At 56.5% G+C, this 24,128-nt stretch carries 23 protein-coding genes; 13 read left to right on the forward strand and 10 right to left on the reverse strand.

The features are described from left to right. The first annotated feature begins 16 nt into the window (after nt 1-16). From METLA_RS0103620 to METLA_RS0103645, 6 genes are read left to right on the forward strand one after another with little or no spacing between them, the layout of a single operon-like run. Nucleotides 17-403 carry a DUF4845 domain-containing protein gene (locus METLA_RS0103620; RefSeq protein WP_024297257.1) on the forward strand — a complete coding sequence of 129 codons (387 nt, stop codon included), beginning with the start codon at nt 17-19 and terminating at the stop codon, nt 401-403. Continuing rightward, a complete protein-coding gene (gene rnc / locus METLA_RS0103625) occupies nt 400-1,083 on the forward strand; it encodes a ribonuclease III (protein ID WP_024297258.1) in 684 nt (227 codons plus the stop codon). The genes METLA_RS0103620 and rnc overlap by 4 nt, the downstream gene beginning before the upstream one ends. Further along, the gene (gene era / locus METLA_RS0103630; RefSeq protein ID WP_024297259.1) at nt 1,080-1,961 is read left to right on the forward strand and encodes a GTPase Era; all 882 of its coding nucleotides are present in this window, start codon (nt 1,080-1,082) and stop codon (nt 1,959-1,961) included. Before rnc ends, era begins: the two co-directional genes overlap by 4 nt. Next, nucleotides 1,954-2,661: a DNA repair protein RecO gene (gene recO / locus METLA_RS0103635; RefSeq protein WP_024297260.1), complete on the forward strand. Its 708-nt coding sequence runs from the start codon at nt 1,954-1,956 to the stop codon at nt 2,659-2,661. Before era ends, recO begins: the two co-directional genes overlap by 8 nt. Nucleotides 2,662-2,665: 4 nt before the next feature. Further along, on the forward strand, nt 2,666-3,412 hold the full coding sequence (gene pdxJ / locus METLA_RS0103640) for a pyridoxine 5'-phosphate synthase (protein ID WP_024297261.1): 747 nt from the start codon (nt 2,666-2,668) through the stop codon (nt 3,410-3,412). 8 nt (nt 3,413-3,420) lie between these two features. After that, nucleotides 3,421-4,161, forward strand: coding sequence for a PP2C family protein-serine/threonine phosphatase (locus METLA_RS0103645; RefSeq protein ID WP_024297262.1), 741 nt, complete (start codon nt 3,421-3,423; stop codon nt 4,159-4,161). A gap of 56 nt (nt 4,162-4,217) precedes the next feature. Here METLA_RS0103645 and METLA_RS0103650 read toward each other — a convergent pair whose 3' ends face one another. From METLA_RS0103650 to METLA_RS0103665, 4 genes are all read right to left on the reverse strand, one after another. Continuing rightward, nucleotides 4,218-5,180 (reverse strand): sigma-54 interaction domain-containing protein, encoded by a 963-nt coding sequence (locus METLA_RS0103650; RefSeq protein ID WP_024297263.1) that lies wholly within the window; start codon nt 5,178-5,180, stop codon nt 4,218-4,220. Between the two features lie 11 nt (nt 5,181-5,191). Further along, nucleotides 5,192-5,920, reverse strand: coding sequence for a sulfite exporter TauE/SafE family protein (locus tag METLA_RS0103655; protein WP_024297264.1), 729 nt, complete (start codon nt 5,918-5,920; stop codon nt 5,192-5,194). Between the two features lie 81 nt (nt 5,921-6,001). Continuing rightward, the gene (gene pyrF / locus METLA_RS0103660) at nt 6,002-6,727 is read right to left on the reverse strand and encodes an orotidine-5'-phosphate decarboxylase (protein ID WP_024297265.1); all 726 of its coding nucleotides are present in this window, start codon (nt 6,725-6,727) and stop codon (nt 6,002-6,004) included. Between the two features lie 145 nt (nt 6,728-6,872). Continuing rightward, a complete protein-coding gene (locus METLA_RS0103665) occupies nt 6,873-7,475 on the reverse strand; it encodes a hypothetical protein (RefSeq protein ID WP_024297266.1) in 603 nt (200 codons plus the stop codon). 518 nt (nt 7,476-7,993) lie between these two features. Between METLA_RS0103665 and trkA the strand changes: the two genes are divergently transcribed. Beyond that, a complete protein-coding gene (gene trkA / locus METLA_RS0103670; RefSeq protein WP_024297267.1) occupies nt 7,994-9,373 on the forward strand; it encodes a Trk system potassium transporter TrkA in 1,380 nt (459 codons plus the stop codon). 126 nt (nt 9,374-9,499) lie between these two features. After that, nucleotides 9,500-10,957 carry a TrkH family potassium uptake protein gene (locus METLA_RS0103675; RefSeq protein WP_024297268.1) on the forward strand — a complete coding sequence of 486 codons (1,458 nt, stop codon included), beginning with the start codon at nt 9,500-9,502 and terminating at the stop codon, nt 10,955-10,957. Between the two features lie 25 nt (nt 10,958-10,982). Here the strand turns inward: METLA_RS0103675 and xseA are convergent, their stop codons facing one another. Beyond that, the gene (gene xseA, locus METLA_RS0103680) at nt 10,983-12,326 is read right to left on the reverse strand and encodes an exodeoxyribonuclease VII large subunit (protein WP_024297269.1); all 1,344 of its coding nucleotides are present in this window, start codon (nt 12,324-12,326) and stop codon (nt 10,983-10,985) included. Nucleotides 12,327-12,418: 92 nt separating this feature from the next. On the opposite strand from xseA, the gene METLA_RS0103685 reads away from it, so the two are divergent. Next, nucleotides 12,419-12,793 (forward strand): hypothetical protein, encoded by a 375-nt coding sequence (locus METLA_RS0103685; protein ID WP_024297270.1) that lies wholly within the window; start codon nt 12,419-12,421, stop codon nt 12,791-12,793. Between the two features lie 68 nt (nt 12,794-12,861). On the opposite strand, the gene METLA_RS0103690 is transcribed toward METLA_RS0103685, so the two are convergent. Next, on the reverse strand, nt 12,862-14,811 hold the full coding sequence (locus METLA_RS0103690; RefSeq protein WP_024297271.1) for a heavy metal translocating P-type ATPase: 1,950 nt from the start codon (nt 14,809-14,811) through the stop codon (nt 12,862-12,864). 217 nt (nt 14,812-15,028) lie between these two features. On the opposite strand from METLA_RS0103690, the gene METLA_RS0103700 reads away from it, so the two are divergent. Next, nucleotides 15,029-15,481 (forward strand): hypothetical protein, encoded by a 453-nt coding sequence (locus METLA_RS0103700; protein ID WP_024297272.1) that lies wholly within the window; start codon nt 15,029-15,031, stop codon nt 15,479-15,481. A gap of 52 nt (nt 15,482-15,533) precedes the next feature. On the opposite strand, the gene rpiA is transcribed toward METLA_RS0103700, so the two are convergent. The 3 genes from rpiA to thpR form a co-directional block, all read right to left on the reverse strand. Further along, a complete protein-coding gene (gene rpiA, locus METLA_RS0103705) occupies nt 15,534-16,211 on the reverse strand; it encodes a ribose-5-phosphate isomerase RpiA (RefSeq protein ID WP_024297273.1) in 678 nt (225 codons plus the stop codon). 26 nt (nt 16,212-16,237) lie between these two features. Further along, nucleotides 16,238-16,396 (reverse strand): tautomerase family protein, encoded by a 159-nt coding sequence (locus METLA_RS23130; protein ID WP_198408443.1) that lies wholly within the window; start codon nt 16,394-16,396, stop codon nt 16,238-16,240. A 62-nt stretch (nt 16,397-16,458) separates the two neighbouring features. Continuing rightward, nucleotides 16,459-16,998, reverse strand: a complete 540-nt coding sequence (gene thpR / locus METLA_RS0103715) for an RNA 2',3'-cyclic phosphodiesterase (RefSeq protein WP_024297274.1) — start codon at nt 16,996-16,998, stop codon at nt 16,459-16,461. A 212-nt stretch (nt 16,999-17,210) separates the two neighbouring features. On the opposite strand from thpR, the gene icd reads away from it, so the two are divergent. Next, nucleotides 17,211-18,509, forward strand: a complete 1,299-nt coding sequence (gene icd, locus METLA_RS0103720) for an NADP-dependent isocitrate dehydrogenase (protein ID WP_024297275.1) — start codon at nt 17,211-17,213, stop codon at nt 18,507-18,509. A 162-nt stretch (nt 18,510-18,671) separates the two neighbouring features. Here icd and METLA_RS0103725 read toward each other — a convergent pair whose 3' ends face one another. Then, entirely contained in the window at nt 18,672-19,799 is a 1,128-nt protein-coding gene (locus tag METLA_RS0103725) for a porin (RefSeq protein ID WP_245598722.1), read from the reverse strand. 469 nt (nt 19,800-20,268) lie between these two features. On the opposite strand from METLA_RS0103725, the gene METLA_RS0103730 reads away from it, so the two are divergent. Both METLA_RS0103730 and METLA_RS0103735 read left to right on the forward strand, forming a co-directional pair. Next, a complete protein-coding gene (locus METLA_RS0103730) occupies nt 20,269-21,921 on the forward strand; it encodes a SulP family inorganic anion transporter (protein ID WP_024297277.1) in 1,653 nt (550 codons plus the stop codon). 202 nt (nt 21,922-22,123) lie between these two features. Continuing rightward, nucleotides 22,124-24,013, forward strand: a complete 1,890-nt coding sequence (locus METLA_RS0103735; RefSeq protein ID WP_084480052.1) for a di-heme-cytochrome C peroxidase — start codon at nt 22,124-22,126, stop codon at nt 24,011-24,013. Nucleotides 24,014-24,128: the final 115 nt, after the last annotated feature.

The raw sequence follows: 24,128 nt of genomic DNA on the forward strand, positions 1-24,128 counted from the left end.
AAGCCTGGGAGGCGTTATGCAAGCATTGCCAAAACATCAGCGGGGTCTGACCTTTATTTCCTTATGTATTCTGCTGGGTATCGCCGGCTTCTTCGTGTTTCTGGTTTTGAAAATCGGGCCGATTTATATGGATCACAATAAGGTCGCGAGTGCATTATCCGCATTGAAAAAAGATTCGGCATTTCCGATGATGACCGAACACGAGATCAGGCGGAGCCTCGATAATCGCTTTAATATCGGTTATGTCGATTTTATTGCTCCGGAAGATATTAAAGTGAGCAAGAGCAATGATTATGTGAAAGTCGAGATCGCCTATGAGGTGGTCAAGCCGTTGGCTTATAACCTCAGCGTGTTGGTCGATTTTCATGACATGATAGAGACTGGAGGAGACGGCGGCGTGTGATTAGGGAACCGAAGATCTTGTGCGGTAAATTGGGGTTGACCTTTAATAATCCCGATCTTTTTTTGATGGCGTTGACGCATCGCAGCGCCGGCGCGAAAAACAACGAACGCCTGGAATTTTTAGGCGATTCGATTCTGGGTTTCGTGATTGCCGAAGTTTTATATGACAAATTTCCCTGCGCTCCCGAAGGCGTACTGAGCCGGCTGCGGGCGAATCTGGTCAATCAGGGCTCGCTGGCCGAGCTGGCGCGCGAACATCGCTTCGGCGATTACCTGCTCTTAGGTTCCGGCGAATTGAAAAGCGGCGGCTTCCGGCGCGAATCGATTCTGTCCGATGCGCTGGAGGCGGTGATCGGCGCGTTGTATCTCGATCAGGGCATGGATGTCTGCAAGCAATGGATCAAGGACTTGTTTCAGCAAAAAGTCCAAGCCTTGTCGCTGGATAATTGGCAGAAAGATCCGAAGACGCAGCTGCAGGAGCTGATGCAGTCGAAAAAAATCGACTTGCCCGAATATACGCTGTTGACCATGTCCGGTCTGCCGCATGAACAAACCTTTAAAGTCAAATGCACGATCCCGCTGTTGAAGGATGCGTGTATCGGCACCGGCGTGTCGCGCAAGCGAGCGGAACAGGCGGCGGCAGAAAAAATACTGCAATTACTGGAGAAAACAGATCAATGAAATGCGGTTTTGCGGCCCTGATCGGGCGCCCGAATGTTGGCAAATCGACATTGATGAATCATTTGCTGAAACAGAAAATCAGCATCACCTCGCGCAAGCCGCAAACGACCCGGCACCGGATCGTCGGAATCAACACCACCGAAGCCGGCCAGATCGTTTATCTCGATACGCCCGGCATGCATCAAAGCGAAAAACGCGCGTTGAACCGCTATCTAAACCGGACGGCCGATACGACCCTGCTCGGCGTCGATGTGGTGGTCTGGCTGATCGACGGCCTGACCTTTCAGGACTATGACGAAGTCATCTTCAAAAAGCTCGAACAGGCGGGCTTGCCGGTCATTCTGGCGGTCAACAAGGTGGACAGGATCAAGGACAAGGAGCAGATTCTGGCGTTTTTTGCCGAGGCGCAGCACCGCTTTCCGTTCAAGCATCTGGTGCCGATCTCGGCGTTGAAAAACACCAACCTGGAAGACCTCGAAAGCGCGATCTTCGAGTTGTTGCCCGAAGGCGGCCTGATTTACCCGGAAGATCAAATCACCGATCGTCCCGAGCGTTTTTTATGCGCCGAAATCATCCGCGAAAAGTTGACGCGCCGTCTTGGCGACGAGCTGCCGTATGCGTTGACCGTCGAAATCGAACTGTATCAGGAAATGCCGGGCATCACCAAGATTTATGCGGTGATCTGGGTCGAGCGTTCGGCGCAGAAAACGATCGTGATCGGCAAGGACGGCGAGTTGTTGAAAAAGGTCGGCATGGATGCGCGCCTGGACATCGAAAAGCTGCTCGACAAGAAAGTCTATCTGCAACTGTGGGTGAAGGTCAAAAAAGGCTGGTCCGATAACGAGCGCGCCTTGCACAGCCTCGGATTTAATGACTGAAACCCGTGTCTATTTACAGCCCGCCTATATCCTCCGGCAGCGCAGCTACCGCGAATCAAGCCTGATCTTCGAGGCCTTTACCCGCGATTTCGGCAGGATTTCGGTCTTGGCGAAAGGCGTCAGGAAAGCCAAATCGAAATCGCAAGGCTTGCTGCAGCCCTTTGTTCCTTTGCATTTGACTTTTCTCGGCAAGGCGGAATTAAAGACGCTGACCGATGTCGAACTGGCAGAATCGTACCTGCCCTTGAACGGTTTCGCATTGTATTGCGGATTTTATCTGAATGAATTGACCTCAGCTTTTCTGCACCCGGACGATCCGCATCCGGAGTTGTTTGCCGATTATCGTCAATGCCTGGGCGATTTGCAGCAGCCAGGCTTGCTCGAAGCCTTGCTGAGAAATTTCGAGCTCAATCTGATCGAGAAGACCGGTTACGGTCTGCAACTCGCTTACGATGCTCATCACGACAGGCCGGTCGATCCCCTTAAAAAATATCACCTCGATGCCGATCTGAGTCCAGTCGAGGCGATGGACGGGATTTATTCCGGCAATACCTTGCTGGCCATGCAGTCCCGCAATTTCAGCGATGCGGAAGTCTTGGTCGGGGCGAAAGTGTTGCTGAGGCGCGTGCTGGATCAATTATTGCACGGCAAGCCGCTGAACAGCCGCAAGGTCCTCAACGAAATCATTAAACGTTTATAAGCCAATGGATAGCAGAGAAATTTTATTAGGCGTCAATATCGATCATATTGCGACCGTGCGGCAGACGCGCGGCACCGTGTATCCGGACCCCGTGCAGGCGGCCCTGGTCGCCGAACAGGCCGGTGCCGACGGCATTACCGCGCATCTGCGCGAAGACCGCCGGCACATGCAGGACCGCGATCTGTTTTTATTGCAGGCGATGATCCAGACCCGGCTGAATATGGAAATGGCGGTGACCGAAGAAATGGTCGGCATCGCGGAAAAACTCAAACCGACCGCCTGCTGTCTGGTGCCGGAAAAACGCGAGGAATTGACCACCGAAGGCGGCCTCGATGTCGCCGGCAATCTGCCCCATATTGCCTCGGCCTGCGCCAGACTGGCGGCGGTCGGCGTCGAAGTTTCGCTATTCATCGATCCGGAGGAAGCGCAGATCGAGGCGGCGATTAAAGCCGGCGCGCCGGTGATCGAATTGCATACCGGCCGCTATGCGGACGCCGAAAATCCCGCCGCGTGCGCGCGGGAGTTGGAGCGCATCCGCCAAGCCGCGCGCCTGGCGCACGCTGCCGGCTTGCAGGTCAATGCCGGCCACGGCCTGAATTATCATAACGTGCAGGCCATTTGCCGGATTCCTGAAATCGTCGAATTGAACATCGGTCATGCCATCGTGGCCAGGGCCTTGTTCAGCGGGCTCGATCAGGCGGTTCGCGATTTGAAGCAATTGATGCTGCAAAGCCGTCTTGCAAGCCGTTAAATGAGTCTATGAAACTGGTTCATCATCAACTGACCTCGCAGGGCAACCGGGAGATTAACCAGGACTGCATGGCCTATCGCGTCGATCCTGATTTTGCGCTGTTTGTCGTCGCGGACGGTCTCGGTGGGCATCATGCCGGCGAAAAGGCATCACGTTTCTTTTGTCATGGCCTGATCAAAAATGCCGAAGCTTTTGCGCGCTTGATGGAGAACAAGCCGGGGGTGACGATGGCGTTATGGATCGACGCCGCCGTGGAGGAAATGCGAAATCTGTTCGCGGGCGATCCGGCGGCGCTCGAGGCGCACACGACCTGCGCGATTCTTTACCTCGATAAAAATCAGGTTTTGACCGCGCATTGCGGCGATTCGAGGGTGTATCGGCTGAGTCCGCGTGAGGTGCTATGGCGGACCCGTGATCATTCGATCCCGCAGGCCTTGCTGGAAGAGGGCAAGATCACCGAAAGCGAAATGGGCGGGCATCCGGAACAGAATTGTCTGCGGCGCAGCATTAATGTGGCGGCGGGGCATCAGAGCGAGATCGCCGTCTATCCGGCCGCAGAGGCGGGGGAGACCTTTATATTATGCAGCGACGGCTTTTGGGAGAATGTAAAAGCGCAGGAGTTTCTGCAACTGGCGCAGCCGGAAAGCGGTATCAACGAACTCGGAAAGGCGGCCAAGCTGTCGCTGTTGCGCGCGAACGGCAAGAGCGACAATATTACCGTGCAGTGGGTTCGCTGTTTATCGCTATGATGTAAGGCTGTTTTTGCCGCGAGAATGACCGGGGCAAGGGCGAGCAGCGCAGGATTTTACTGCGCGGCAAAGCCGTGTTTGCGCATCCGGTAAAGCAGGGTGTCGCGGGACAGACCCAACAGCCGCGCCGATTGGCTGCGGTTGCCTTGGGTGCGATTCAAGGCCTGATAGATCAGGTCGGCTTCCAGCGTATCCAGTTGCACGCCGCCGTCCGGCAGCTTGAAGCCGGTTTCGATGTGGTGTTCTTCGGTAAAGCCGCGGGTAAATTCAAAGGGCAGATTTTCAGGCTCTATCGTTCTGCCTGCCAGTAGAATGCACAGGCGCTCGCACAAATTGCGCAATTCGCGGATATTGCCGGGCCACGGGTAAGCCTTTAGGATCTTGATCGACTGCCGGCTGAATTTAGGCGGATCGATTGCATGGGTATCTGAGAAAACGGCCAGAAAGTGTTTGATCAGCGACTCGATGTCTTCGGGGCGCTGAGCCAATGACGGCAACTCTATCGGCACGACATTCAGGCGGAAATACAGATCCTGACGGAATTGGCCGGCGGAGATTTGCTGAACCAGATCGCTGTTGGTCGCGGCGATTACGCGCACGTTGACTTTGTAAGGCTTGGTATCGCCGACCGCGAGGCATTCGCCGGAGTCCAGGAAACGCAGCAATTTGGCCTGGATCGAAACCGGCAGCGAGTTGATTTCATCGAGAAACAGGGTGCCGCCGTCGGCCGCCTGGAACAGGCCTTGCTGATTCGCGATCGCGCCGGTGAAGGCGCCTTTCCTGTGGCCGAACAATTCCGATTCGATCAGGCTTTCGGGCAGCGCGGCGCAGTTCAGTGTAATGAACGGCTTATTGGCGCGCGGACTGGCTTTTTGCAGCGCATTCGCCAGCACTTCCTTGCCGGTGCCGGTCTCGCCCTTGATCAAAATCGTGACATCGGTCATCGCCGCGATGCCGGCGCTGCGTAGTAAGGACTCCAATGCCGGGGACTGGCCAATGATCGAGCTAAATGGGTTCATAAGCTGTGACCTCAATGAATTGCAGAATGCGCCGTGTAAGCCATCGGGTTTAGCCACGGCAGAGCGGCGAACAGCGCGAGCACGATCATGAACAGGCCTGCGGCCTGCTTGAAATAGCGCAATCTGGATAACCGCGTCAATAATCCGGTCATTATACCGACACCCATCACCGCAGGTAAAGTACCGAGGCCGAAAAACAACATGGTCAGCATGCTTTGGGGAATGCTGCCGGCGGTCGCGGCCAAGGCCAGCGCCGCGTAGACCAAACCGCACGGCAGCCAGCCCCAGACCATGCCGAACAGAAACGCATGCAGGCGGTTTTTGACCGGTAGCAATCGGCGTCCGTAAGGCTCGATCAGTTTCCACAGTTTCAGGCCGGCTTTTTCGAGATAGGCGAAGCGCGGAAACCAGCCGCCGATATAGAGTCCCGAGGCGGTCATGATCAGCGCGGAAAGAATTTGCAGCAGCCGGTAGCCGTCCAGCTTGCCGATCGACAGCACGATCAACAGATCGAGGATGCCGACTAACGCGCCGGCCAGCGCGTAGCTGGTGATGCGGCCGGCGTTGTAATTGAAGACGTAAGGGATCAGCGCGGCTTTGCTGGCGCGGATTTTGGCGTCGAGGCTGAGTGTCAGCGTGCCGATGATCGATCCGCACATGCCGATGCAATGGACGCTGCTCAGAAAGCCCATCATAAAGGCGACCGGGTAGGAGGTAGGGAAGGCGGGATCAAGTACCATAATCAGCCCACATTACCACAGAGCCGGCAAGATACAAACACGGACACACAAAAAAATCCGCCGGCAAGACGCGCTCAGGGTTTAGCGGAATTGCTCGCGAATCTGGCCCTGAATTTTTTCGGCCATCACTTTCGGATTTTCGGCGTCACGGATCGGGCGGCCGACGACGATATAATCGGCGCCGTTTTGGAAGGCGGTTTCGACGGTCGCGACGCGTTTTTGATCGTCTTCCTCACGGTTTTCGACCGGCCGGATGCCCGGCGTGACGACCAGCAGGCGCTGGCCCAGCTCCGCGCGCAGCATCGGCGCTTCGAGTCCCGATGAGACGACGCCGTCGCAGCCGTGCTGCAAGGCGCGCCGGGCGCGCGACAGCACCAGTTCGCGCACGTCGCATTGAAAACCCAGGTCATTGAGGTCGCCGCGGTCGAGGCTGGTCAACGCGGTCACCGCCAATACCTTCAGCGAGCCCTTGTCCTTGGCGGCCGCTTCCATGATCGCGTCATTGCCGTGAATCGTCGCAAAATCGACGCCCTTGCGGCTCAATGCCTTGATTGCGCGGCCAACCGTCGCGGGCACGTCGAAAAATTTCAGGTCGACGAAGACTTTTTTATTGCGCTGTTTCAGCCATTCGATAAAGCCGAAATAATCGCCCGACATGAACAATTCCATCCCGACCTTGTAAAACACGACGCTGTCGCCGAGCGTGTCGACCAATTGGCGCGCTTCTTCGAAACTCGGAACGTCCAGCGCCATGATCAGGCGTTCTTCGGATGGAATGGATTTGGTGGAGAGAAAGGAATCAGTCATCGCGCAGGTCAATCGGGTTGAATAGGGTAAAAAACAGAAAATTTCCGTGTATCAAATCATATCATATCATACCCAAGCCGGCGGAGGACTGATGCGGACGGGACAAATTCCCGTCCGGCAAAAGGGCAAAAGATGCGTCAAGCCGCTATTTGATCAGATTCCACTTTCCGGATTGCGAATCGAGACAGGCAACCCGTTTTTCGCGGATCTTTTTGCCGTCGGGCAGCGTGATGGTTTCTTCGAGATTCTGGCATTGCTGCTGGGTTTTTGCATTCAGGCTGAGCTGGCCGATCGGATTGATCGCGACTTTACTGCCGGTTTGCGGGTTAAGCCATTGCTGAGACTGGTTGAGCGAGCCTGATTGCAACAGGCTGCCCAACTGTTGAAGCCGGAAGTTTTGGTCGACCGGCGCCAGCTGCGAGCCGATTGACCCATTGAAAACGCTGCCCGCCATGCCTTGAATGATCGCGGCGATCACCGCGCCTTGCATCGCGCCGAAGGGGCTGCTGTTTTGGGCGCCGTTATTCGGATAGCCGCCGTAAGGGTTGCCGCCGTTTGGATAACCGCCGTAAGGATTGCCTGCGTTCGGATAACCGGTGTTGGGGTAGCCGGCAGGCGGATAACCTGGGTTGGAATAACCGCCACCGGGGTAGCCGTTATTGTTATTGCCAAGGCCGCCCAAGCAGCCTGAAATCAGCGTGACAGACGCAAGCGAGGCGATTTTTCCGAATGTGTAGAATTTTTTCATAGATTAAAATAGTCGGTGGAATAAATAACGGGGTCGTGGGCGCACTCTCATATGACACTGGCCCTCGATGGATAAAGCATAACATTGATGGCCGAACTTTGTGCTCAAGGCCCATTTTAGCGAGACAGCCGCCTCCAACAAATTGCAGTCTATTATCAAGAGCCAAACTTAATGCACCCTGAATGGTGCGCATCGAAAGGCCGGGAGAAGATTCGCCAAGCGCCTGCCGGCGTTCCGAATTGCAGGGCGTTTGCGGGGCAAACGCAGGCGTAAATTTTACTCTGCCGACAAAATCATCCCGCAGCGGATCACGCCGCTTAACGGCATTGCTGATGCTCTTGAATCTGCGATGCAACTGACTGATATTTAACAGGCAATTGATTCATATCAATAATCAAGTGTTTAAATCAGCGCGGCCGGCTATAATCATTGAGGACGGCGTATAATTTTGATGCAATATTTAAGGCGTTATCTATAATACTCCGCCAATTTCACTGCATGGGTTCAAACATCCAATTATGAAGATTCTGATTCTCGGAGCGGGAGTGACTGGCTCGTCGGTCGCCGAGGCCTTGGCCAGTGAAGAAAACGATATCATGGTGGTCGATTTCAAGCCAGAGCTCTTGGATTCGTTGAAGCAGCGCTTCGATATCGCGACGGTCACCGGCAATGCGGCGCATCCCAGCGTACTCGAACAGGCCGGCGTGCATAATACCGATATGGTGATCGCGGTCACCGACAGCGATGAAACCAATATGCTGGCCTGTCTGATCATCAATACGCTGTATAGCCGTCCCAAAACGATCGCCCGGGTGCGCGCGATCGAGTATATGAAAAATCCGAATCTCTTCAGTCCGACCGGCATTCCGGTCGACATCGTGATCAGTCCCGAACAGATCGTGATGGAGTCGATCCGCAATTTGATCGAGTTTCCTGGGGTTTTGCATATTTCCCATTTCGCGGGCGGCCTGGTGCGGCTGTTTTCGGTCAAGGTGGGGACGCACGGTTTCCTGACCGGCAAAAAGATCAAGTCGATCAAGGATGAATTGGCCGATGCGAAAATCCGCGTCGTCGCGATATTCCGCAACGGCAAGCCCCTGATCGTCAATGGCGGCGCGGATATCGAGTCCGGTGACGAAATTTTTCTGGTCGCTCCGCGCGAGCAGGTCCGGCATGTATTAAAAGCGCTGCATAAACTGGAAGCGCCGCTGAAGCGGATCATCATCGCGGGCGGCGGCCATGTCGGCAAACGCCTGGCGTTAGCGCTGCAGGACGATCATCAGGTCAAGATCATCGAGAAGAACCCGAAGCGCGCGAACAAGATCGCGAATGAGCTGGAAAAAACGATCGTGTTGCACGGCGATTGCGCCGATGAAACGTTATTGATGGATGAAGCGGTCGGCAGCACCGATCTGTTCTGCGCGATTACCGAAAATGACGGCGTCAACATCATTTCCGCATCGCTCGCGAAAAGCCTCGGCGCGCGCAAGGCGATTTGCCTGCTCAATCACAAGTCTTATACGAAGTTGCTGACCGATACCGATATCGATGTCGCGGTGTTGCCGAACCAGGAAACCCTGGGCAGCATTTTAAAGCATGTACGCCGCGGCGATGTGGCGCAGGTGCGTTCGTTGTGCGGCGGCAGTGCCGAGGCGATCGAGGCGGTCGCGCATTACAGCGGCGACAGCGATCAGAATTCGGTGGTCGGCAAGCGCGTGGACAGCATCCATTTTCCGCCCGGTATCGTGATGGGGGCATTAATCCGCAACAATCAAGTCATTCCGATCCATCACGACGTGATTTTCGAAGAAGGCGATCATGTGGTGATGTTTGCGATGGACAAAAAGCTGGTCAGCAATATTGAGAAAATCTTCCAGCCGCTGAATAAAACCTTATGAAGCAAACTTTATCGATGATTTTCGTGGCTTGCGATTGCCATAACTACTCTTGAAATTTCCCACCGCGATCTTTCCGCATTTTTTTTCAACCGGTATGGGCGGCGTGCTTTGTCACCCCGCGCGGTCATGGCTATGATTTTGACGATTCTGCATATTTTCGGCCTGGTGACAATGGGCTTCAGCGGTTTAATGACCACCTGCCTGATCACGTCGTATTGGGCCGGCGACGGGGCGACATCGGCTTTTTCCCAGGGTGTGCTGGTCACCTTCCTGGCCGGCGCGCTGCTGTTTTTTCCGTCCCTGCGCGTCCAGAAAAAAGTCTCGCGGCAGACCGGTTTTTTACTGGTCGCGATCACCTGGTCGGTCACGCCGGTCTTTTGCACCTTGCCGCTGCTCTATTATTTCCCCGGCATGAGTTTTGTCGATGCGTATTTTGAGGTGGCTTCGGGCTTGACCACGACCGGCGCGACCGTGATGTCCGGGCTCGATCAATTGCCGATGTCGATCAATCTCTGGCGCCATGAACTGAACTGGATCGCGGGCATGGGCATCATCATTTTCGCGGTCGCCATCTTGCCGATCTTGGGCATCGGCGGCATGCAGCTTTACATCGCCGAAACCCCGGGCTCGGTCAAGGAATCGGACCTGCCGCCGCGTATCGCGCAGACCGCGAAAGCCTTGTGGATGGTCTATGCCGGCATCTCGGTCGCCTGCATTTTGTCGTTAAAGCTGGCCGGCATGAACTGGTTCGACGCGGTCTGTCATGCGTTCGCGGCGATGAGCCTCGGCGGCATGTCGACGCATGATCAGAATGTCGGTTTTTTCAACTCGTTGCCTATCGAGGTCGTGCTGACCGTCTTTCAGTTGATCGCCGCGATCAACTTCGCGACCCATTTCGTCGCGATACGCAAGCTGTCCTTCAAACCCTATGCGGTCGATATGGAGGCGCGAAGCTTCCTGGCGCTGGTGCTTGGCAGTTGCGTACTGGCGGCGTCGGTCTTGTGGCAGAACGGCACCTATGCCGATTTCTGGACCGCGTTGCGTCATGCGACCTTCAATCTGGTCACGATAGCGACCGATTGCGGTTTTGCGACCCAGGATTTCAATCAGTGGCCGATTTTCGTGCCGATGTGGATGCTGTTTCTGAGCTGTCTTTCGGCCTCGTCCGGTTCGACCGGCGGCGGCATCCGGATGATCCGGACGATCATTCTGTTGAAACAGGCGCGGCTCGAATTGTTCAAATTCATTCATCCGCAGGCGATTCGGCCGTTGAAAATCGGCGAGCATGTGATCAACAACGCGATCGTGACTTCGGTGACCGGCTTCATTTTTCTGTATTTCATCAGCATCGTGATCCTGGTGTTCACGCTGCTGCTCAGCGGGATGGACTTTGTCAGCGCCTTGTCCGCGGTGATCGCCTGCTTCAACAACGCCGGTCCCGGCTTGAATCAGGTAGGGCCTGCCACCAACTATGCCAGTCTGACCGATTTCCAGACGGTCGTGTGCAGCTTTACGATGCTGCTCGGCCGGGTGCAGATCTTTTCGATCGTGATCCTGTTCTTGCCCGAATTCTGGAAAAAATAGCAGCAGACTCGATTTCACCGTTAGCTTACAGATCAACGATTTCGCTGACAAATTGCCCGTCGGCGATCCGCGTCTGAATCCTGTCGCCGACCGCAAGTTGCCGGATCGAGCGGACGATGTTGCCGCTCTCGGGCTGCGTCACCAGCGCATAGCCCCGATTCAATGTCGCCAGCGGACTGACCGCATGCAGGGTCTGGCCGGCGTTCGCCAGTCTGAGCCGGTTTTGCTCCAGCTTGTGCTGCATCGCCCGTTCCAGGCGTTGCGTCAGGTACTGTTGCCGTTGTTGGTGGCTTTGGATGCGAACGGCAGGATTGAACTGCGCCAATCTGGCGCTTGCGGCCGCGAGCCGGTGTTTCTGTTGCTGCTGTATTTTCAGCACAGTTTGCGTCAGGCGCAACCTCAATGCGTCTAGCCGTTCGGCATTGCGCCGCAGTTTTTGGCCAGGATGCTGCTGCTCAAGGCGCTTATCCAGCCAGTCCAGGCTCTGCCGGGTTCGGATCAGTTTGCGCTGCAAGACTTGCTCAAGACGTTTTTCGAGCTGCATGAAGCCGTTCAGCCATTGCTGCTGATCCGGTGTGGCATGTTCGGCCGCCGCGGTAGGCGTCGCAGCGCGCAGGTCCGCCGCAAAATCGGCGATCGTGACGTCGGTTTCGTGGCCGATGCCGGAGATGATCGGAATCGCGCTCGCGGCCATCGCGCGCGCGACGATTTCTTCATTGAAGGCCTGCAAGTCTTCGAGCGAGCCGCCGCCGCGCGCCAGGATCAGGACATCGCAATCTGCGTGCCGGTTGGCGGTTTGGATCGCCTCGGCCACTTCAAATTTGGCATTGGCGCCTTGCACGGCCGTTGGATATACGATCACCGGAATCGCCGGGAAGCGCCGTTTCAAGACGCTGAGTATGTCCCGTATCGCGGCCCCGGTCGGCGAGGTGATGATGCCGATCGCCTGGGGCAGGCGCGGCAGGCTTTTTTTGCGGGAGGAATCGAACAGGCCTTCCTCGGACAATTTCAGCCGCAACGCGTCGAAAGCGCGCCGCAGTGCGCCGTCGCCCGCCACCTCCATCCTTTCGACGATCAATTGATAATCGCCACGCGGCTCGTACAGGCTGACCTCGGCCCGGAGCAAAACCTGCATGCCGTTCGCGGGTTTGCAGCGCAGTCCGCGCTGCTGGTTTTTGAACAGCGCGCAGCGCACCTGGGCGCCGGCGTCTTTCAACGAAAAATACAGATGGCCGGACGAGGGCGCGCTGAGGTTCGAGATTTCGCCTTCGACCCAGATCATCAGAAAATGCTCGCCGAGCGCCAGCGCGGCTTCGCGGTTCAATTCGGAGACCGTATAAATCTTGGGCGGGGTGTTGGTCTTATTCATCGCGCGGCATTCTATCATTTTTTAAAAGCGTTCAGTCTGGATTCAACTTGCCGCGGCTAATCTAGAGCCGTCATCAACAGAGGAGACAGACCATGAAAATTGCAAAGATTTTGGCGTTGTTGGCCGGTTTAAGTTCGATCGGCACCGCCGAGGCGCATTACCGCGATTATCACGACCACGCCGGTTATCGCGTCCACGGTGCGGGTAAGGTGAACAGGGTGCAGTCGGAACAGCGTCAGCGCATCGAAAGCGGGCTCGAACGGGGACAGTTGACGCCTTATGAATATGAACAACTGGCCCGGCAGCAGCGCCATATCGAGTGGGTCGAACGCCGTTTCACACAGGATGGTCATCTGAATCGGCGGGAGCGGCAGATTCTGAAGGAAAAGCTTGCGCGATCATCCGAGGATATTCGCTATTTCAAGCATAATGACCATGATTACAGAGACGGCTACTTTTATCGCTAAGTGTCATGGCTAAGCTTGCCCGAGCCTGTCGAAGGGCGCAGCGTATCCACCCTACCGGTCTTGTGGGATCAAAAATCGGACAACGTTTTCGGCGGCAGCGCGGCCCGCAGCGCATTCAAAATCGCGAGCACATCGATCAGTTCCTGGGCCAGGGCGCCGGCGACAGGGGTCAGATAACCCATGCCCGCCGCGCCCATGCCGACCACACTCAGCGCCATGCCGCCGATCGCGCTTTGCAGGGCGATCTTGCGCATTCTTTCGCCGATATGGAACAGTTCGTCGACTTTCTGCAGTGAACTGTCCATGATCACCGCATCGGCCGCTTCGCCGGTGATGTCGCTGTTCTGACCGAAGGCGATGCCGATCGTCGCGGCGGTCAACGCCGGCGCGTCATTGATGCCGTCGCCGAGAAAGACCGTTTTGGCTTTCCGCGTTTCGGCCCTGACCAGCGCCAGTTTCTGTTCTGGGCTTTGGCTGAAGTGGACTTGTTCGATGCCGACCTGTTCGGCCAGATAGCGGACTTCGGATTCCCTATCGCCCGACACCAGCATCACCCGGTCGAACAAATGGCTCGGCTGTAAATGATTGATGAACGAAGAACTGTCCGCGCGCACTTCATCGCGAAATTGCAGCGTCGCCGCATACTGGCCGTCGATCAGGGCGATGCATTCCAGGCCGCCGCCGACCTTGGGCAGGCGCGCGAGCACTTCCGGAAGTTGTTCGGCAACGGCATGACGGCTGGTGATCGCGATTTTTTTGCCGGCGATGAGGCCCGAAATGCCTTGCCCTGGCAGTTCGGCAATCTCGGCAACCGGCAGCAAGGGCAATGCGGCCTTCTCGGCCGCCTTCAGAATCGCTCCTGAAAGGGGATGCTTCGAATAGCGTTCCAGGCTTGCAATCAGCGTCAGTATCTTGGCTTCGTCGAGTTCTGCTGCGGTCTTGATCGCGATCAGGGAGGGACGCCCATAGGTCAAGGTGCCGGTCTTGTCGAAAATGGCGGTTCGGCACAGGCCGAGCGTTTCCAGGATGGCCGGGTTCTTGATGATGATCTCGCGCTGCGCGGCCAGCGAGATCGAACTGATGATCGTGACCGGAATGCCGATCAATAAAGGGCAGGGCGTTGCGATCACCAGCACGGCCAGGAAGCGCACGACATCGCCGCTGCCGTACCAGGCAACAGTCGCGATCGCGAGCGCGAGCGGCGCGTACAGGGCGCCGAGTTGGTCGCCGAGCCTGCGGATTTTCGGGCGGTAGCGTTCGGACGAGCGCATCACTTCCATGATCTTTGCATAGCGGGAATCCGCCGCGACTTTATCCGCGTGAATCGTCAGTGCGGCGTTGCCGTTGATCGCGCCGGACAACACCTGGGAGCCGGCGGTTTTCGACATCAGATAGGGTTCGCCGGTCAGATAGGACTCGTCCATCGTGCTTGCGCCTTCGAGCACGGTGCCGTCAACCGGGCATATCTCGTGCGGCAGGATCAGCAGCGTATCGCCGATGCGGATTTTGTCGGCCGCGATATCGGTCAGTGTGTCGCCGGTCTTTTTATGCGCGATCGAGGGCATCCGCTTGGCCAGGGCTTCGAGCACCGAAGACGCCTTGCGCAGCGCATAAGTTTCGAGCACCGCGCCGCCCGACAGCATCAATACGACCAGGCTGCCGGCCAGCCATTCGTCCAGCCATACCGCGGTCACGATCGAAATTCCGGCCAACAGATCGGCGCCCAGATCGCCGTGCAGCAGTTTCACGAGCAGGCGGGAGAGCAAGGGCAGTCCGCCTAAAACCAGCACCGCGAGCAGCGGCAATTGCGCGAGCGCAAAGGTGAAAGCGAAACTTTGCTCGAACAACGGCGCCGCGTCCGGTCCGAACGCGGCCGAGAGCGACAGGCGATAGGTCTGGCTGCCGATCGCGAGTCCGTAGCGGAGCGGCAGATAAGCGCCGATGCCGGCCAGGCTCAGCAAGGCAATCCAGTGTTCGACGCTGAGCGTGGAAGATTTTACGGGTGATGAATTCGGCATCGGTTTTCGAAAGTTTGCAAAAAGGCGTGGATGGCGTGAGTCTATCGGATGCGGTGATAATGTTGCGTATCCGGGTTTTGACGAATATTGGTTATAATTTGCGCAGCTTTTTGCTGAACCGCAAACCGCGGTATTGCGGTTTTCTTTTTGCAATACCGCATCAGATTGATAATTATAATAAATTTATTATTAGGTAGGGAATATGCGTCAACTCTTCATGACTTCATTGTTGGCCGCGGCCGCGTTCGTTTCGTTTTCGGCGCATGCCGAATTGCTCGGCAAAGAGGGTTTGCCGGCCCCGGTCGCCGACCAATTGTATAAGAAACATCCGAATGCGGCGAACATCAGCGCGCTGGCCAAAAAACATTTCAATCAGGACCTGTACGAAATCCATTTCAAGGACGGTGAGGAATCCTTGGTCGAATACTACCGCAAGAATGGCCATTTTTTCGTCAGTGCGCCGGTGATCGATCCCTCGGGCGTGTTGCCGCCGGGAACCCTGGATAATCTGAAGGCCGAGTTTCCGAATCACGAAATCAAGCAAGCGCTGCAGATTGTGAATCCGAACGGGGCGGGCGAGGAGTTCGATTTTACGCTCGATGTTCCCGGCAGCCATTGGTCCGTGTCCGTCGACAGTGAAGGCAAGATTACCGACAAAGAACAATATTGATTTCAATGCGGCGTTCCCGCGCTTCGACGTGGGAGCGCTGATTACGGGACGATCAGGCGATCTGCTCTTCGACCCGTCCCGCCTTGGCGCAGAACACCGCACTCGCCAGATGGCTGAAAATGCCGTGTTCTACAACGCCCGGAATGCCGTTCAATACCGTATCCAGCGTGTGACTGTCGAACGCTTCCGCAAACGCCGTATCCAGCACCAGACTGCCGTGTGAAGTCACCACCAGACCGTCCTTGTTCGCGGTTTGCCGCAGTTCCGCCTTGCCGCCGATCGCGGCGAGACTTTCCTTGACCAGTTGCCAGGCAAACGGGATCACTTCGACCGGAATAGCATAACGTTCGCCGATCCGGCCGACGCGCTTGCCGGGATCGATCAACACCCAGAATTCCCGGCTTGCGCCGGCCAGCAGCTTTTCGCGCACCAGATCGAAGCCGCGGCCTTTCAATAAGGTCATGTCGGGCGCGACTTCATCGGCGCCGTCCACATACACGTCGAGGCCGGTCAGTTGTTCGACCGCGAGTAACGGCAGGCCGAGCTCGCGCGCCTTGATCGCGCTGACCACCGAACTGGAGACCGTTTGCACCTTTAAGCCTTCCTGATGATGGCGCCGGGCGAGCGCCTCGATGAAACAATTCGCGGTCGAGCCGGTGCCGAGGCCGACGATCATCCCGTTTTCGATTTTCCGCGCGGCATGCTGTGCGACTAATTCTTTGTCGTTCATGTTTGTCTCCGGTCAGTCTATGGGGGTCAGCCGAACGTCGAGCCGTTCCAGCCCCAAAATTCGGCCGGCACATAGCGCTCGGGCTTGCCGGTTTTCTTCGCCACTAATTGCGGCAGTTGGCTCAGCAGTGGCGGCGCTTGTGCGTCACAGATCGCGCGGTTCGTGTTCAGTTTCAGATAGGGCATGGCGTTTCAGGGACGGTGGGTGGAGGAGGTGTCGTCGATTATAATCGCGTCGCTCGGGTTTGTTAATCCGCTTCGCTGTCGATCGGGGTTTGGTCTTCATAAGCCTGCCAGGTTTTCAGTACCCGGTAGGCGACGCCTTCCGGCGTCGAGCAGGATTCGACCAGACAGAAAGCATCGGCCTGCCAGAGGAACGGTTCCAAGGTCAATGGCGGCAATTGGCTGGCCTTGCGGATCAAGGTCACATGCGCCTGATAAGGCCTGTCATCTGTCGTAATCTCCTGCGCCGCGGCGATCGTGTTCAGTTGTTCGACCAGCAATGCTACCGCTGAATCTTCCGGTTTGCCGGACAGGCAGATGATTCGGGGGCGGCGCCAATAGTGCAGCGCATCGAATCGGATCGAAATTTTCGCGAAACGGATCGCCGCGGCCGCTTCGACCAGTTTCGTTTCGGTCGCTTCATCGACGCTGCCCAGAAACACCAGCGTGATATGCAAATTGTCGGGGCGTACCGGGCGTCCGGCCTGTTTCAGCGCGGCGGCAACGGCCGTGCATCGGGTGCGGGTTTCCGGATCGGGCCATAGGGCAAAAAATAAGCGTTTCATTCTCGTTATCTCCTGCGTTCTGTCAGGTTCCTGGATCACGGTCAGATCCTCTGCGAGTCGCCGCCTCGAAAAGCGCCATACTGAAGATACATTAACGGTCAGGACAAAGCCATTGCCTTTTGCTATGATGCTAGTGCAGTGCATTTTAAAATGCCGCAAGTTATCCGAACCGCGGCTGCCCAGTCAGTTTATTCGATTTCATAGGAGTCGTCATGACAGGTCCATCTCTCGTCCCGCCGTCCGGCGGCAGTCAGATAAAGATGCGGAACGGCAAATTGCTCGTTCCGGACAATCCGATCATTCCCTACATCGAAGGCGACGGCACCGGTCCCGACATCTGGCGGGCGACCGTGCGCGTGCTCGATGCGGCGGTCGCGAGCGCCTATGGCGGTAAACGCAAGATTCACTGGCTCGAAATCTTCGCCGGCGAAAAAGCCTTCCGTCAGTTCGATACCTGGCTGCCGGACGCGACGGTCGAAGCCTGCCGCGATTATCTGGTCTCGATCAAGGGGCCATTGACCACGCCGGTCGGCGGCGGCATCCGCTCGCTGAACGTCGCGCTCAGGCAATTGCTCGATCTGTATGTCTGTCTGCGGCCGGTGCGCTGGTTCAAGGGCGTGCCGTCGCCGGTCAAAAAACCGGAGTCGGTCGATATGGTGATCTTTCGCGAAAATACCGAAGACATTTACGCGGGGCTCGAATTCGAACAGGGCAGCGAGGAAAACCTGCGCTTCCTGGCCCTGCTGCAAGAACACTTTCCGAAGCAGTATGCGAAGATTCGCTTTCCCGCGACTTCCGGCATCGGCATCAAGCCGGTTTCGGAGGAGGGCACCGAACGCCTGCTGCGCGCCGCCATCGATTACGCCCTGGTCAATAATCGCAAGAGCGTGACGATCGTGCATAAAGGCAACATCATGAAGTTTACCGAAGGCGCGTTCCGCAACTGGGCCTATGCACTCGCCGAGCGGGAATATCCCGAGCAGACCTATACCTGGCTGCAATGGGAGAAAACCAAGGCCGCAAATGGCGAGGCGGCCGCGAACAAGGAGCAGGCCGAAGCCCTCGCGGCAGGCAGGATTCTGATCAAGGATGCGATCGCGGATATTACTCTGCAACAGGTGTTGACCCGCCCCGACGATTTCGACGTGATCGCGACCCTGAATCTGAACGGCGACTACCTGTCCGATGCCTTGGCCGCACAGGTCGGCGGCATCGGCATCGCGCCCGGCGGCAACATCAACTACCAAAACGGCGCCGCAGTTTTCGAGGCGACTCACGGCACCGCGCCGAAGTATGCGAATCTGGACAAGGTCAACCCCGGCTCATTGATCCTGTCAGGCGAGATGATGCTGCGCTATCTCGGCTGGACCGAGGCGGCCGACGCGGTGATCCGCGCGATGGATGCCGCGATCGCGAGTAAACGGGTCACCTATGATTTCGCCCGCCTGATGGACGGGGCGACCGAAGTCAAATGCAGCGAATTTGCAGACGTGATGATTGCGAATTTGTAGGATTTCGCAAGGTTATGGGGTTTCCTCCTCGTTCAATCGATAGCCCACGCCGGCTTCGTCAGCAGATAGCGGGGCTGAGCCGGATCGGATGCTCAGAGGGCTTTTGGGGCAAGGGCCATCAGTAATACGGCGGCTAACACCCCGTGATCACACTAAGGGGAATCAAAACTGGATGACTGCGTCAATACCCAGCAGAACCTGGTCGGTCTGATGCCCACCGTCGAATGGAGCGATTTGCGCCTCGCTCCAGTCGTAACGCACTTCAGGCCGGACCATCAACCAGTCCTTAGGTTTCCAGTTCAAGCCCGCCGTCAGTGCGTAATAGTTGGCGGCGCCTGCGGAATAGCGGACCCCGTCGTCATCCCTAAACCACTCTCCGCGTAAACCGGCGCCCAATTGAGCGTCAATGTCATAGGTGAGGTATTGGGCGATGGAATACCAGTCGGCATTCTGCCCCTGAGCGATGGCATTTTGTTGGGTGCCCCGGTCGTGCTGCAGGACATAGTGCCATTTACCGAGGTTTTGCTGGAGAATCGCCGAATAATACACCAGCTCAGAACTCTGATTTTGGTAGACATCGCCCTGCAACACCGAAAAGGAAACCGTGGTGCCGGTGTCGGCATTAGCCCAGGTCAGTCCGCTCATATGGCTCCAGGCGCCTAAATCCCGATCGAAATTATCTCCACCCGTCACCGCGCCGAGGTTTACGCTCCATTGGTCGTTGAGCGCATAGCTAAACAGCGCTCCGGTCGTGGTAAACGGCGAGGACTTGAAGCTGTAGGAATGAGAGGCAAAGAAATTCGGCGGCGACGGTACCGACTCGTAGCCGATGAGACCGTAAAAATGTCCGAACTTTCCGCTCAGGCCGTTACCGATCGGCGCATAGACCTCGACATAAGCCTGCGGCAGGGCGATGTCATAAAAGCGCAGGTCGCGTTGGCTGATCAACCCCATGTCCCAATGGCCGGTCGCTTGTGTATATCGGGTATCCGTGCCGAACATGAAGTCGAAGCGTCCACCTACATCCCAGTTCGAGGCTTTGGTGACGGCTTTTTCGATAAACAGATTCAACTGATACAAATGAAACTCTGCGTTCCGGTCAGTCATGGATACCGGAGCGTTACTGCGGTCACTGGGATTGTTGGTGTTGTAGTTGATGCCAGCCGTCGCCCAACCGCCGATATTCACCCCATATTTTTGCAAACCGGCCCAGGTGGCGGCATCTTTGTCAGACAGTTCGGCAATCAACCCGGCAGGCGCGCCGTCTGCACTCGCTACAGGAACGCCCATCAAAACACCGCAAACACCGAACAAGCATTGTCGTAGGCACATAAAAATTACAACTTCCTTCGGCCAGTAACGCATGAAAAAGGCCTGCAATGCAGGCCTTTAATGATCCCTTCTTAATAAGGTCGATGCTTAGAAAGTAATATTTACTACTGTTTATTTCAGAGTAACGGTCTTAATCCCTTCTTGATCAGGTCCGCGCCTTCAAAGATAGTCAATAAATGCGATTGTGGGACGCTTTGCGCACAACTCTCGTGAAAATCCCGCTTCGGTAATTATTAACCGAAAAATGAGATTTGAGAAGCGTTAAAATGTTTCCTCAGTAAGCCTGTTTTTTTCGCCTCAGCAGGCTGAATGCGCCGGATGCTCATTTCATTACAGTAAGAAGTGGTAGAATTCCCGTATGGATTCTCTCCTCCTCGCCACGCATGACTTGACGAGGGTTCCCCTAGTCACTCAACGAGGTTTATTGATGAATATGCAACCCGGAATGCCGCCCCGATTCGGCCTGGACGCCCTGAAGGCAAACTGGCGCAGCGACCTGCTCGCCGGTTTTTTTGTGTTTTTGATCGCCTTGCCGTTGTGTCTCGGCATCGCCGTCGCCTCCGGTTTTCCGCCGTCGGCGGGCATTATCACCGCGATCGTCGGCGGCCTCTTGGTTTCGCGGGTGAACGGTTCACATGTGACGATCAACGGCCCGGCGGCGGGCTTGATCGTCGTGATCCTCGGCGCGGTGCAAACGCTCGGCGACGGCGATGTGCTGGCCGGCTACCGTTATACCTTGGCCGCGATCATGCTGGCCGGCGCCTTGCAGGTGCTGATGGGCGTTTACAAGGCCGGCCAGTACAGCGCGTTTTTTCCGCCGGCGGTCGTGCACGGCATGTTGGCGGGTCTCGGCATCATCATCATCGCGAAACAAAGCCATGTGATGCTGGGGGCGAGCCCGGAGCCGGGCAGCATCTTCGCGACGATCGCGCAGATTCCGCACAGCCTGTTGAATCCCGATCCGGTGATCGCCTTCATCGGCCTCAGCGGGTTGGCGATTTTAATTTTCTGGCCTTGGGTCAAGCATCCGAAATTGAAGAAGGTTCCCGCCCCCTTGGTCGTGCTGTTGACCGGTATGGGGCTCGGGCAGATTTTCGGCGTGCAGCATGAACATTGGCATCCCTTCTTGACGGACGCGGAACTCCAGGCCGGCCATGCGCATGCGATTGCGCCGAAATTTCTGGTCGATATTCCGGACGATTGGTCGTCCTTTTTTCAGTTTGCCGATTATTCGAAGGCGCTGACCCTGGAGTTCTGGGGCGCGGTAATCAGCATCTGTCTGGTCGGCAGTCTCGAAACCTTGTTGGTCGCGAATGCGGTAGACAAGCTTGATCCGTATAAGCGCAAATCCGATATCGACCGGGATCTGGCCGCGGTCGGTTTGGGCAATACGGTCGCCGGTTTCATCGGCGGTTTGCCGATGATCGCCGAGATCGTGCGAAGTTCGTCCAATATCCAGTACGGCGCCAAAACCGGCTGGGCCAATTTCTTTCACGGGCTGATTATGTTGGGATTTGTCGCCTTGTTTCCGCATCTGATCCATAACATTCCGCTGGCCTCGTTGGCGGCGCTGCTGGTTTATACCGGTTTCAAGCTGGCCTCGCCGAAGACCTTCAGCCAGGTTTGGGCGATCGGCGCGGAACAGTTGGGCCTGTTCGTGGTGACGATGCTCGGGGTCCTCGCGACCGATCTGCTGATCGGCGTGCTGCTCGGCATCGCGGTCAAACTGGGCATCCACATCGCGCGCGGGGTATGGCTCGAAAATATGTTCAAGATCCATTTCACGATCGAGCAATCAGGGACTGACACGATCGTGGTCAAACTGTTGGGATCGGCGCTGTTCTCGAATTATCTGCCGTTAAAAAAGGCGCTGGCAGGTCTCGAAAATGGCAAGACGCTCATTTTCGATTTCTCGAACGGTTATCTGATCGATCATACCGTGATGGATTTCATCCATGATTTCAGCAACGATTACGCGGCGCAGGGCGGCAAGTGCCGCGAGGTCGGGCATGCGCTGGAGACTTTTTCGGACCACGCCTTGGCCGCGCGGTTGATGACCGAGGATGACAGGAAAAAGTAAGGGACTAAATTTCGGCAAGTTATTTTCAATCCAGGGGCTGCATCAACATTAGACCCACAATCACAATCGCGAGGGCAGCAAAGCCCTTGGAGGTTTTTTAATACCTCCAAGGGCTTCTCGGGAAAGCTTTTAAGCCTTGACATGGCTATAAATATGTCGACCAAAACAATAACAATAACATTTTCACAATGAGGTTTTCGTCATGATGATCCGACTTCGATCCTTCAAGTTGAATCCCCTTTCCCTCCTTTTCACAGCTACGGTTTGCCTGTTGCCCGGCTTGGCAAGCGCCGCATCCGCTCCGGTCTACACCGACCAAGGCAAACAATGGACCCAGGCGGCGCGCCTGCAATATTACTCGCAGGATCAGGGCTCCCGGCTGATGCCTCTGCAATGGTTTCTGGCATTAAAACAGGCGAACGGCAAGCCGTTTTTAGACGACAGCATGTCTCGTTACGGATATCTGCCGAATCCCGACAGTAAGACCCAAGGCCTGCCGGTCGGTTTCACGGTCAACGGCAACGCGGTCGGCATGACCTGTTCCGCCTGCCACACCCGGCAAATCGAGGTAGGCGGCAAGGCCTACCGGATCGACGGGGGGCCTGCAATCTCCGACTTCCAGACCTTTGCAGCCGATTTGGACGGCGCGGTTGGGCATACGCTGAATGATCAGCCGTCCTTCGACGCTTTCGCTGCCGCGGTACTGGGCGGAACGCCTTCGGCCGAGCAAAAAACGCGCTTGCGGAAAGAAGTCGAGACCTGGTACCTGCCTTATCATACGATCATGAGTATCGCCTTACCGAAGGACAAGCCGTGGGGGCCTGCGCGTCTCGATGCGGTTGCGATGATCCTGAACCGGGTGACCGGCCTGGATATCGGCACGGCGCCGGATCATATCATCAAATCCAACATTCACTTGGCCGACACGCCGGTGCGCTATCCGTTCATCTGGAATGCGCCGATTCAGGACAAGACCCAGTGGCCCGGCTTTGCGGACAACGGCAACGGTTTATTGGGGTTGTCGCGCAATTACGGTGAAGTGCTGGGCGTGTTTGCCGATTTTTATCCGAAAAAAGCCCCAGGCCAGCTTCTCGGCTTCGATTATCTGAAACATAATTCGGCCAATTTTGATGGGCTGAAGGCGGTCGAGAATCTGGTCAAAAAGATCGGTCCTCCGGCATGGCCGTGGAAAGAAGGCAAATGGGCGGTCAATGCGAAGTTGGCCGCGCAGGGTAAGGCGATCTATGAAAGCCCGACCCAAACCGAAAACGGCGGCTGCGCCGGGTGCCACGGTATTCGCGACGGGATTCCACGCGCCTTGAACAAGACCTGGGCGACGCCGCTGTGCTATGTCGGCACGGATCCGAAGGAGTTCGAGTTGTTTGGCTTGACGGTCGATACCGGCGTGCTGGCCGGGGCGAAGATACCGTTCCTCGAGAAGCCGCTGAAGGCAAAGGACGAAAATGCGGTCAGAGTCCTGAGCATGGTCGGTATGGGCACCTTGTTGCAGTACACCAAGTCACCGAAAACGCTGGATCTGGAGTTGAAGGCACAAACCAAATTAGGCTTGATCGAGCGTCTGGTCGGCGATGCAAAAGCTGCCAAAGACCGCAAAGTCAAGGAAATTACCGAGCAGTTGCTGAAAAAACAGGCGGATCTGGTGACTTCGGACAGCGCGTTGCTGAAAGGCGCCTATCAGACCATGCAGGCGCCTCCGAGCTTGCGGCAGGCCGGGGGGTATGCCTGTAAGGACAAGTTCACCGATCCGACTCCGGCTATTGCTTACGAATCCCGTGTCTTGCAGGGCATCTGGGCGACCGCGCCTTACCTGCACAACGGTTCGGTGCCGACGCTGGCGGCATTGTTGGAGCCGGCGCAGAATCGGCCCGTCGAATTTAAGATCGGCCCCGCCTATGACCCTGAAAAAATCGGACTCGCGGTCGAGCAAAGCAAATTCGATTATGTCTTGAAGACGACCGATTGCGAAGGCGACAACATCAAATCCGGCAACAGCCGCTGCGGCCATGAATTCGGTACCCGGCTGTCGAAACAGGAAAAAGCCGCGTTGTTGGAATATTTGAAGATTCTGTAAGGATTCGATCAATCTTTTTAGCGTTCCCAAGCTCTGCGTATCTTGAGCCGCTTCGCGGTTCGGGGCGCAGGGCGTCCGTCTCGGTTCTAACTCGCGGCGGTAAATCCGCCAGCCG

It is taken from the genome of Methylomicrobium lacus LW14, from assembly GCF_000527095.1.
GTDB lineage: Bacteria > Pseudomonadota > Gammaproteobacteria > Methylococcales > Methylomonadaceae > Methylomicrobium > Methylomicrobium lacus.

Coding starts and splice junctions, on each gene's coding strand:
- METLA_RS0103620 (WP_024297257.1), top strand. CDS start 17: ATGCAAGCATTGCCAAAACATCAGCGGGGTCTGACCTTTATTTCCTTA.
- era (WP_024297259.1), top strand. CDS start 1,080: ATGAAATGCGGTTTTGCGGCCCTGATCGGGCGCCCGAATGTTGGCAAA.
- recO (WP_024297260.1), top strand. CDS start 1,954: ATGACTGAAACCCGTGTCTATTTACAGCCCGCCTATATCCTCCGGCAG.
- pdxJ (WP_024297261.1), top strand. CDS start 2,666: ATGGATAGCAGAGAAATTTTATTAGGCGTCAATATCGATCATATTGCG.
- METLA_RS0103645 (WP_024297262.1), top strand. CDS start 3,421: ATGAAACTGGTTCATCATCAACTGACCTCGCAGGGCAACCGGGAGATT.
- METLA_RS0103650 (WP_024297263.1), bottom strand. CDS start 5,180: ATGAACCCATTTAGCTCGATCATTGGCCAGTCCCCGGCATTGGAGTCC.
- METLA_RS0103655 (WP_024297264.1), bottom strand. CDS start 5,920: ATGGTACTTGATCCCGCCTTCCCTACCTCCTACCCGGTCGCCTTTATG.
- pyrF (WP_024297265.1), bottom strand. CDS start 6,727: ATGACTGATTCCTTTCTCTCCACCAAATCCATTCCATCCGAAGAACGC.
- METLA_RS0103665 (WP_024297266.1), bottom strand. CDS start 7,475: ATGAAAAAATTCTACACATTCGGAAAAATCGCCTCGCTTGCGTCTGTC.
- trkA (WP_024297267.1), top strand. CDS start 7,994: ATGAAGATTCTGATTCTCGGAGCGGGAGTGACTGGCTCGTCGGTCGCC.
- METLA_RS0103675 (WP_024297268.1), top strand. CDS start 9,500: ATGGCTATGATTTTGACGATTCTGCATATTTTCGGCCTGGTGACAATG.
- xseA (WP_024297269.1), bottom strand. CDS start 12,326: ATGAATAAGACCAACACCCCGCCCAAGATTTATACGGTCTCCGAATTG.
- METLA_RS0103685 (WP_024297270.1), top strand. CDS start 12,419: ATGAAAATTGCAAAGATTTTGGCGTTGTTGGCCGGTTTAAGTTCGATC.
- METLA_RS0103690 (WP_024297271.1), bottom strand. CDS start 14,811: ATGCCGAATTCATCACCCGTAAAATCTTCCACGCTCAGCGTCGAACAC.
- METLA_RS0103700 (WP_024297272.1), top strand. CDS start 15,029: ATGACTTCATTGTTGGCCGCGGCCGCGTTCGTTTCGTTTTCGGCGCAT.
- rpiA (WP_024297273.1), bottom strand. CDS start 16,211: ATGAACGACAAAGAATTAGTCGCACAGCATGCCGCGCGGAAAATCGAA.
- METLA_RS23130 (WP_198408443.1), bottom strand. CDS start 16,396: ATGCCCTATCTGAAACTGAACACGAACCGCGCGATCTGTGACGCACAA.
- thpR (WP_024297274.1), bottom strand. CDS start 16,998: ATGAAACGCTTATTTTTTGCCCTATGGCCCGATCCGGAAACCCGCACC.
- icd (WP_024297275.1), top strand. CDS start 17,211: ATGACAGGTCCATCTCTCGTCCCGCCGTCCGGCGGCAGTCAGATAAAG.
- METLA_RS0103725 (WP_245598722.1), bottom strand. CDS start 19,799: ATGGGCGTTCCTGTAGCGAGTGCAGACGGCGCGCCTGCCGGGTTGATT.
- METLA_RS0103730 (WP_024297277.1), top strand. CDS start 20,269: ATGAATATGCAACCCGGAATGCCGCCCCGATTCGGCCTGGACGCCCTG.
- METLA_RS0103735 (WP_084480052.1), top strand. CDS start 22,124: ATGATGATCCGACTTCGATCCTTCAAGTTGAATCCCCTTTCCCTCCTT.